Annotated in this window: 10 protein-coding genes; 1 reads left to right on the top strand and 9 read right to left on the bottom strand. The window is 44.4% G+C overall.

The features are described from left to right. Positions 1-339: 339 nt before the first annotated feature. From IM456_RS02385 to IM456_RS02365, 5 genes are all read right to left on the bottom strand, one after another. Positions 340-738, bottom strand: coding sequence for a helix-turn-helix domain-containing protein (locus tag IM456_RS02385; protein ID WP_149987936.1), 399 nt, complete (start codon positions 736-738; stop codon positions 340-342). Next, positions 722-1,021: a type II toxin-antitoxin system HigB family toxin gene (locus tag IM456_RS02380; protein ID WP_287692609.1), complete on the bottom strand. Its 300-nt coding sequence runs from the start codon at positions 1,019-1,021 to the stop codon at positions 722-724. The genes IM456_RS02385 and IM456_RS02380 overlap by 17 nt, the downstream gene beginning before the upstream one ends. Before the next feature lie 67 nt (positions 1,022-1,088). Beyond that, complete coding sequence (locus IM456_RS02375) at positions 1,089-1,211, bottom strand: PIN domain-containing protein (protein WP_287692610.1); 123 nt, start codon at positions 1,209-1,211, stop codon at positions 1,089-1,091. Positions 1,212-1,729: 518 nt separating this feature from the next. Continuing rightward, positions 1,730-1,915: a type II toxin-antitoxin system VapC family toxin gene (locus tag IM456_RS02370; protein WP_287692612.1), complete on the bottom strand. Its 186-nt coding sequence runs from the start codon at positions 1,913-1,915 to the stop codon at positions 1,730-1,732. Between the two features lies 1 nt (position 1,916). Continuing rightward, positions 1,917-2,129 carry a hypothetical protein gene (locus IM456_RS02365; protein ID WP_287692614.1) on the bottom strand — a complete coding sequence of 71 codons (213 nt, stop codon included), beginning with the start codon at positions 2,127-2,129 and terminating at the stop codon, positions 1,917-1,919. Positions 2,130-2,406: 277 nt separating this feature from the next. On the opposite strand from IM456_RS02365, the gene IM456_RS23180 reads away from it, so the two are divergent. Then, a complete protein-coding gene (locus IM456_RS23180; RefSeq protein WP_353737708.1) occupies positions 2,407-2,571 on the top strand; it encodes a type II toxin-antitoxin system VapB family antitoxin in 165 nt (54 codons plus the stop codon). Between the two features lie 68 nt (positions 2,572-2,639). Here IM456_RS23180 and dxs read toward each other — a convergent pair whose 3' ends face one another. The 4 genes from dxs to dapA form a co-directional block, all read right to left on the bottom strand. Beyond that, positions 2,640-4,550: a 1-deoxy-D-xylulose-5-phosphate synthase gene (gene dxs / locus IM456_RS02360; RefSeq protein ID WP_149987938.1), complete on the bottom strand. Its 1,911-nt coding sequence runs from the start codon at positions 4,548-4,550 to the stop codon at positions 2,640-2,642. A 73-nt stretch (positions 4,551-4,623) separates the two neighbouring features. Beyond that, on the bottom strand, positions 4,624-5,394 hold the full coding sequence (gene larB / locus IM456_RS02355; RefSeq protein ID WP_149987939.1) for a nickel pincer cofactor biosynthesis protein LarB: 771 nt from the start codon (positions 5,392-5,394) through the stop codon (positions 4,624-4,626). A gap of 174 nt (positions 5,395-5,568) precedes the next feature. Beyond that, positions 5,569-7,317 (bottom strand): ribonuclease J, encoded by a 1,749-nt coding sequence (locus tag IM456_RS02350; RefSeq protein ID WP_287692618.1) that lies wholly within the window; start codon positions 7,315-7,317, stop codon positions 5,569-5,571. 239 nt (positions 7,318-7,556) lie between these two features. Beyond that, positions 7,557-8,450 (bottom strand): 4-hydroxy-tetrahydrodipicolinate synthase, encoded by an 894-nt coding sequence (gene dapA, locus IM456_RS02345; RefSeq protein WP_149987941.1) that lies wholly within the window; start codon positions 8,448-8,450, stop codon positions 7,557-7,559. Between the last annotated feature and the right edge of the window lie 114 nt (positions 8,451-8,564).

Genomic DNA, 8,564 nt, shown 5'->3' with positions numbered 1-8,564 from the left:
GCTTGCTGAATAATGGTAAAACCCTTTTAAAATAAGGCTTTTGACCTGTTAAAATCCGATGTTCATGCTGCGAAAATAGGATTAAGACCTTCAAAAACCTGGCATTATTCTTCTTTTAGTACATAAACTGGTACAAAAAAAAGAGGGCAACAAAGCCTGAAACGACCGGCTACTGACGACCGACTCCTGACTCCTAACCCCACCAACAAACTTTTTCAGCAAACCCTAAATATTAAAGCGCTCAACTCAACCGACAAGCTAGTTGAGTCAAGGAAACAGTGAAGAGTTTTGGCTGGTTTTGGCAATTTTAACAGCTTAACGAAATAAAGGGGATCGTATCTACATCAACAAACTATAATCTACATGAAAGAAATGTCCTAATAATTTCGCCTGTTCTTGGGTAATTGACCCTTTTCCTTCAATTAAACTAGAGGCAATTTTGTCAGAGCCAAGGATTCTGGCTATGTCTTTCTTATTAACGCCTTGCTGTTCCATCAAAAACAATAACATAGAATGAGGTGTGGTTGATTCCTGTAGATAAAAGCTTTTTTCAAAATTCCCAATTAAAAAAATTAGAAGCTCATAAAGTTGATCTTCTTCGGGAGTTCGCTGCTGACGGTGCATTAATTCTTCCACAATAGCCAAAGCTTTTTCATTTTCTGACTCTGTTTTAATAACTTTAGGTAAATGGCGAGCTAGTAATTCTTTGTATTTTTCTGGATTAAAAGTAAGGGTCATTTTTCCATTGCTCCTTATCGTATTCAGCGTGAGTTAAAACATACTTGATATAAATTAGCCGCTTCTGATAATCGATACTGGTTATGAGACGATAACTATTCCCTTTAATGTTAAAAACAGTAAAGTTACCAACTGCTTCTGCTTGGGGAAATACTGTTTGAACCTCAACTAAATTATACCAAATCGCTTTACTGGCAATTTTATACCAATTCTCTAAAGCTATTCGGGAATCAGCGTGTTTATTCGTAAATTCTCGTAGTCTTCGATAGCTGATGACGTGCATTTATAAAAACAAACATAAATTATCTCTGGGGGTGATTCGCTGCCAAAGTTGGTTTTCCATAGGTAATTCAGTTGCCTGTAATCGTCCAATCTTCTGCTCTTAAACCGGCAATTTGCCCAAAATCTGAGAGATTTCTCGTCAGCAGGATAGCCGGATTAACCATTGAGATAGCAGCAATCTTCAAATCCATCGAATCCAAACGAGGGTAAGTTACCCGAAGTTCTTGAAAAACTTGACCTGCCTTTTCATCAAAGCCGACAATGGGAATCGTGCGATAATTAGCGAGGTGCTTTTCTAGCCTTCGATAGGCAACAACTTGGGTTTCAATCGAACTGGTCTTGGCTATTTGACGTACCCCACGCCGTTTACGACGTGGATTCTTCTAGCATCACTGCTGAGAATTTCTGGCTCAACGAGTCCACTTGAATTAGATTCCTGGCGAAATCCAACCCAGAGGTGGTTCTCTCCTCAGACTTTCGCGACCTTACAGAAGCCTGTTTTCGTGTGCCCCACGATACAGTTCAAAACCTCTAAAATACTTGGTTTCTCTGGTAGTTGACGCTTAGAGCTTTTACCTATAGGAGCATTCCCCCATAGAACCTCATAACTCTAGTTTTCAAGGTGCGTTCATCCGGCGATGACTGGGTTTTTTAAGCGGTTGCTTACCCTGCCCGCTATTCTTAATATCATAGATCATATAAAGTCGCCTTAAAAGGGCGAGGCTTTAAACCCAATTTTTCGGTAACTGAGCCATCCCCGCATTTGTTCTTCGTAGGTGATAATTGTGGTGGCAACTTCGCTGCTCGTAATAGCAGCCAGTTTTTTCAGCAATTGTTGTGCCGGTTGACCCCCGCGATCGAGAATACTAATATGATCGGTGTCAAGGAGATACATTTCAGGGTTCGGATGCTTCCTCGGCTAATGGTTTTAGGGACTGACGGTACTCTTGACCAAACTGCATTGCCTCTTCGTAAGCCAGATCTTCAGCAAAAGTGCCGACAATTTTTTCCCACCAGGGAGTTTCGCTGACAGTAGGTAGCAAACGCTTAAGCAGTGCTACTTCAGCTTCTAAAGCTGCTAGTCTTATCTCTAGATCAGTGCTTAACATGGTTGATATATCCTCCCATTCTGCTCTTGCTCAAAGGTTAGCTTTAAAACAAAATCTGTTTCAACGCCAGAAGCCATAAGATGAACTGATGAAACCATACACAGCACTCCGGGTAAAATTACCGATGAACGATTGTACACAATTCTGTCTTTAAGTCAAGTGGCTTTAGAAAACTTTAAGCAATTTCTTGACAAAATTTAACCTTTTTTCTCATTTTTGAACCCTCAAAAATTAATTATGCAAGAGGTTTAATCTACTATACACAACTAGGGATACCATGAGAACTAACACTGTCATTGATGACCAACTCATGGCTGATGCTCTTAAAGCTACTGGACTCTCTTATTCTTTGTGTGATAAGTTTGACTTATATAGTACCCATCGATCTTTGTGTCTCTGTGGTTCGTTCCCCTCACTATTTATTGCCGGCAGTCTTCATTGACTATCTAGACCAAAAAAGCCAGTCTTCCCTGATTTTTCGGGAAAACTGGACAAGCTAATCTTGAGATTTTAACCGACGTTAGCGGTTTGTTTTTGGCTAAAAAATGCCGCTAAAACCTGTTGGGCAATCTGGGGACTGGTTAAACCCAAATCAGCGAAGGATTGCTCCGGTGTTGCGTGGTCCACTAATTTATCGGGAACCCCGAAACGTTTGACTGGAACTAGAATATTAGCATCCTGTAAAGCTTCCAAAACCGCAGAACCAAAACCACCCATCAAACAACCTTCTTCTAAAGTCACCACTTTACCAAGACGTTGGGCAAGGGGAAAGATAAGTTCTGTATCAAGGGGCTTGACAAAACGAGCATTAACCACTGTGGCTTCGATGCCGTGTTCGCTGAGGATTTCGGCCACCTGTAGGGAAGTGTTGACCATAGTGCCGTATCCTAACAGGAGAATATCATCGCCACTGCGGAGAATTTCGCCCTTACCGATGGGTAAAGCTTCCCAACCTTCTTCCATCAGGGGAACCCCTAAACCGTTGCCCCGGGGGTAACGCATGGCAATGGGGCCGCTGGTATGATTAATCCCGGTTACGACCATTCTTTGCAGTTCCGCCTCATCTTTCGGGGCCATAATGGTCATATTGGGGATACAACGCAGGTAGGCGATATCGTACATCCCTTGGTGGGTCGGTCCATCGGCCCCGACAATACCGGCCCGGTCCATGCAGAAGAAAACCGGTAGATTTTGAATGCAGATATCGTGAATAATCTGATCAAAAGCCCGCTGCAGGAAAGTAGAGTAAATAGTGACAACCGGGCGCATTCCTTCGCAAGCAAGACCACCAGCGAGGGTAACGGCGTGTTGTTCGGCAATTCCCACATCGATGTACTGTTTCGGTAGTTTTGCCTGAAATTTATCTAATCCCGTCCCCGTGGCCATGGCGGCGGTGATACCGATAATGCGCGGGTCATTTTCCGCCAATTTAGTGAGAGTATGCCCGAAAACTTTAGAATAAGCCGGAGGTTTCGGTTTACTGGAGGGAATCGGTTTACCCGTGGCTAAATTAAAGGGATTTTGGGCATGATAACCCACTTGATCTTTTTCGGCTAATTCGTAGCCTTTGCCTTTAACGGTGGCAACGTGGACGAAAACCGGTCCGTGGACCTTATGGGCCTGTTTAAAAGTGGCGATTAATTCGGGAATATTATGACCATCAATCGGTCCAAAATATTTAAAGCCCAATTCCTCAATCACTGCGCCAACTTTGGGAACTGCTAACCGTTTCATTCCTTCTTTGACTCGTTCCATTTCCGGAGTGAGGGAATCACCGAAGAAGGGTAGATTTTTAAATTGTTCTTCGAGATTATCGGCGATAAACTGGACGGGTTCGCTCAGACGAACTTTATTGAGATAGCGGGAAATTGCCCCGACGTTGGGGGAAATGGACATCTCGTTATCGTTGAGGATAACCATGATGTTGGTGTTCGGTAAATGTCCAGCATGGTTAATCGCTTCTAGGGCCATACCCCCGGTTAAAGCACCATCCCCGATGATCGATACCACCTTGAAATCTTCCCCCTTGGCATCCCGGGCTAAAGCCATTCCTAACCCCGCAGAAATGCTCGTAGAGGCGTGTCCAGCCCCAAAATGGTCAAATTTGCTCTCGCAACGTTTTAGATAGCCCGCAATGCCGTTTTTTTGGCGCAGGGTGTGAAAATCGTTATAGCGACCGGTGAGGAGTTTGTGCGGATAAGCTTGGTGTCCCACGTCCCAAAGAACTTTATCGCGATCGAGATCGAGGGTTTGGTAAAGGGCGATCGTTAGTTCTACGACTCCTAACCCCGGTCCCAAATGTCCACCGGTAGCGGCGATCGTCTGGAGGTGTTTTTCGCGAATCTGACGGGCAATATCTTCTAATTGACGGAGTGATAAACCATGTAACTGGTTGGGATGAGTAATTTCACTTAGGTGCATATCGGCTTCTTTTTCAAAGTAGTTTATCCCTATACCAACTGTATAGGATTTTCAGCCTGAGATGAGGGAAAATCTAGGCTAATCTGGCCGCCGTGCGTAAAATTTGGCCGGCTAACATGGCAGCCCCAAAACCATTATCGATATTAACCACACCGATACCGACCGCGCAGGAATTGAGCATAGTTAACAAAGGAGCAATACCACCGAAACTGGTTCCGTAACCGATACTGGTGGGAACGGCGATCACCGGGCGATCGACTAATCCCGCTACCACACTTGGTAAGGCTCCTTCCATTCCCGCAACAACAATTAACACATCGGCAGCATCCAGTAGATGGCGATGATTCAAGAGGCGATGAATTCCCGCTACTCCCACATCCCAGAGACGCTGCACGGAAAAACCGCATAATTGAGCAGTAACCGCCGCCTCCTCCGCTACGGGAATATCGGCAGTTCCCGCCGTTAGGATGGAAATTATCCCTTTTGGGGGATTTTCTGGGGCAGCTGAGGCAATGGCACAGATGCGGGCTAAGGGATAATAAACTAAGTCTGTCACCTGTTCCTGTAGCTGGGCTGCTATCTCTGCTTCAATGCGGGTGGCCATAACCACGGGACTATTTTGACGCAAAACATTGATAATTTGGGCGATTTGAGCGGTGGTTTTACCCGGCCCCCAGATAACCTCCGGAAATCCCGTTCTTAATTGACGATGATGGTCAATCTTAGCGAAGTCTTCCACCGGTTCAAAGGCCAGATGTTTAAGTTTATCTAAGGCTGTCTCCGGGTTAATTTCTCCCCTGGCAACCGCGGTCAGCAGCGCTCGCAAATCGGCAGCATGGAACATGATCAGTTATCAGTTATCAGTTATCAGTTATCAGTGGGTAAGTTAACAGTTATCAGATTTGAGTTTTAAGTGAGCAGTATGTGTTAAGTGACCAGTATTAAATAGCAGTTTCTTGCCATCTTTTCACTGTTTACTGATCACTGATTACTGATTACTGCTCACTGCTCACTGATATTAGGAGGCCATGGTAGCTGCGGGACGACGGCGGCGATAAGTACGATTGTTCGCTGGTTCCGTTGCCGCCGCTTGTAGGAGGAAAATCACTAGGGGTTGACTCTGTAACTCCCGTTTGATTAAACGTTGCAAAGTTGTCTCGATTTCGGCCCGCAAACCGGCCCAATCCGTGGCCCCCGTGGCGGTTTTAAATTCACCGATGCGATCGCTTAAACAGCGTTCGATCGCCCGAATAATTAGCTGATTCAGCAGCGAGATTTCCACTTTTGTCACCACACCGCGCAAATTAATCTCTGGGGGTGCGCTTAATTGTCCCTCACCGTTGACGAAGGATGCGATCGTAATCACACCATCTTCGGCTAACTGTTGTCTTTCCTGCATAATGTGTTCGTGGACCACACCCGCTTGATCGACTAACTCGATTCCTGAAGGCACTGGCGCGCCGATAGCAATGCGATCACCAGTTAACTCGATCGTGTCACCATTTTTGACAATCACCATATTTTCGGCAGCAATACCCATACTTTGGGCCATCTGAGCGTGTTTGACCAGCATTCGGTGTTCTCCATGCACTGGCACAAAAAACTTCGGCCGGGTCAAAGATAGCATCAATTTATGGTCTTCTTGGGAACCATGGCCGGAAACGTGAATTCCCTTATCGCGTCCGTAAACTACGTTAGCACCCTGCATCATCAGGCGATCAATTGTATTGACCACAGCGATCGTATTACCCGGAATCGGATTAGCGGAAAAGACAATCGTATCCCCCTGACGCACGCGAATATGAGGATGTTCACCCTTAGAAATCCGCGTCATGGCCGCTAAAGGTTCCCCCTGGGAGCCTGTGGTTAAAATGACGATTTTATCATCGGCTAAATTGCGGGTCGCTTTCAAGGGTTCAAACAGATCATCGGGACATTTTATATACCCCAAATTGCGCGCATGAGCGATGACATTTAACATCGATCGACCCACTACCACCACTTTCCGGTTAAATTTCTGGGCCAATTTCAACACCAGATTAATCCGATGCACCGAAGAGGCAAAGGTAGTGATCATAATCCGTCCCGTTGCTTGGTTAAAAACCCGCTCTAAACCGGGATAAACGGAAGCTTCTGAAGGAGTATAACCGGGGACTTCCGCGTTAGTGGAATCACTCAATAAACATAGCACCCCTTTCTCGCCATGTTCGGCAATTTTTTGCAGATCAAAGAATTCGCCATCCACGGGAGTATGGTCAATTTTAAAATCTCCTGTGTGAATAACTACCCCTAAAGGAGTGTGAATTGCTACACAAAAACTATCGGCGATCGAGTGGGTATTGCGGATATATTCCACCATGAAAGATTTACCTAAACGCACCATTTGCCGGGGAACTACGGTTTCTAATTTGGTACGATTTGCTAATCCTGCTTCTTCCAATTTATCCCGCAATAAAGCCATCGCTAGGCGCGGACCGTAGATAATTGGCACATCAAATTGTTTGAGATGGTAGGGAATGCCACCGATATGATCTTCGTGACCGTGGGTGACGATCATACCCTTAATTTTATGGCGATTTTCTCTTAGATAAGTCATATCGGGAAGCACTACATTGACCCCGTGCATATCATCGGAAGGAAAAGCTAAACCAGCATCCAAGAGAATAATCTCATCATCGTACTCAAAAACACAGGTGTTTTTGCCGATTTCGTGTAGTCCTCCTAGGGGAATGATCTTTAGTTTTGCTTGGGTTTTATCTTGATTCATTAGGTGTCCTTTGATGGTAAGTTATGGTGATTTTTCAGGTGGTTTTTTTGGACGGGAAATCTCAAAAAATGAATAGTTAGAATAAGTCGAACTAGGGAAATAACACCTAGCTAAATTCACTTAGTATCAATACTTTCTAGCAGTTCTAAACTATATTTCTTTTCTAGTTAAGCTATTAATATTATAACCTACTTTCTCGAAAAATCCCAGTTTAGTGGGCAAGAATTTCTAGTATTTTTCTAGATTAAAGCCAATTCTTGCATAATTTTTGCTAATCCTTCTTCTAGTTCGGTACTTAAGGAACATAAAGGAGATCGCAATCCCCCCACTTCCCAACCGACTAGATTTAAGGCCGCTTTAATTGGAATTGGATTAGTGGCACAGAATAAACCTTTAAACAGGGGAAATAATTTCAAGTTAATCTCGATCGCTTTGGCCGCATCTCCGGTTAATAAAGCTTGAATCATCCCTTGGATTTCTTCTCCCACCAGATGACTAGCAACACTGACCACCCCCACCGCACCACAGGTCATCAGGGGTAAGGTGAGAAAATCATCGCCGGAATAAATAGCGAAATTTTCAGGAGTATGACAGTAAATCTTGCAGGTTTGTTCTAAATTACCACTAGCTTCTTTTACCGCCACAATATTATCAACTGCTGCCAGTTTAATAATCGTTTCCGGGGTCATATTTTGACCCGTACGACCGGGGATATTATAAAGCATCACCGGCAGATCGGGACAAGCTTTGGCAATGGTCAGAAAATGCTCGTATAAACCCTCTTGGGGTGGTTTATTGTAGTAGGGAACCACTTGTAAAGAACCATCTAAACCCAGTTTAGCAGCCTGTTGGGTAGCTTCGATCGCTTCGGAAGTGGAATTAGAACCCGTCCCAGCGATCACTTTTCCCCGACCATTAACCGCTTTTTTGACAATACTAAATAGTTCGTATTCTTCCTGCCAACTTAGGGTGGGTGATTCTCCCGTCGTCCCACAGACCACTATACCATCGCTACCGTGAGTAACTAGATAATCGGCCAATTTTTCCACCAGGGCATAATTAACTTGACCCTCGACGGTGAAGGGAGTCACCATCGCCGTAATTACTCGTCCAAAATATGTTGTTTCACTCATTGATCAGTTATCAGTTATCAGTTATCAGTTATCAGTTATCAGTTATCAGTTATCAGTTATCAGTTATCAGTTATCAGTTATCAGTTATCAGTTATCAGTTATCAGTTATCAGTT

The organism is Microcystis sp. M079S1 (assembly GCF_020246425.1).
Classification (GTDB): Bacteria; Cyanobacteriota; Cyanobacteriia; order Cyanobacteriales; family Microcystaceae; genus Microcystis; species Microcystis aeruginosa.
Note: the sequence above shows the minus strand (reverse complement) of the source record. Positions and strands in the feature narration are given on the sequence as shown.

Bases quoted from the DNA above. Each gene is read 5' to 3' on its own strand.
- IM456_RS02370 (WP_287692612.1), bottom strand. From the start codon at position 1,915: ATGTATCTCCTTGACACCGATCATATTAGTATTCTCGATCGCGGGGGT.
- dxs (WP_149987938.1), bottom strand. From the start codon at position 4,550: ATGCACCTAAGTGAAATTACTCATCCCAACCAGTTACATGGTTTATCA.
- IM456_RS23180 (WP_353737708.1), top strand. From the start codon at position 2,407: ATGAGAACTAACACTGTCATTGATGACCAACTCATGGCTGATGCTCTT.
- IM456_RS02380 (WP_287692609.1), bottom strand. From the start codon at position 1,021: ATGCACGTCATCAGCTATCGAAGACTACGAGAATTTACGAATAAACAC.
- larB (WP_149987939.1), bottom strand. From the start codon at position 5,394: ATGTTCCATGCTGCCGATTTGCGAGCGCTGCTGACCGCGGTTGCCAGG.
- IM456_RS02385 (WP_149987936.1), bottom strand. From the start codon at position 738: ATGACCCTTACTTTTAATCCAGAAAAATACAAAGAATTACTAGCTCGC.
- IM456_RS02350 (WP_287692618.1), bottom strand. From the start codon at position 7,317: ATGAATCAAGATAAAACCCAAGCAAAACTAAAGATCATTCCCCTAGGA.
- IM456_RS02375 (WP_287692610.1), bottom strand. From the start codon at position 1,211: ATGGATTTGAAGATTGCTGCTATCTCAATGGTTAATCCGGCTATCCTG.
- IM456_RS02365 (WP_287692614.1), bottom strand. From the start codon at position 2,129: ATGTTAAGCACTGATCTAGAGATAAGACTAGCAGCTTTAGAAGCTGAA.
- dapA (WP_149987941.1), bottom strand. From the start codon at position 8,450: ATGAGTGAAACAACATATTTTGGACGAGTAATTACGGCGATGGTGACT.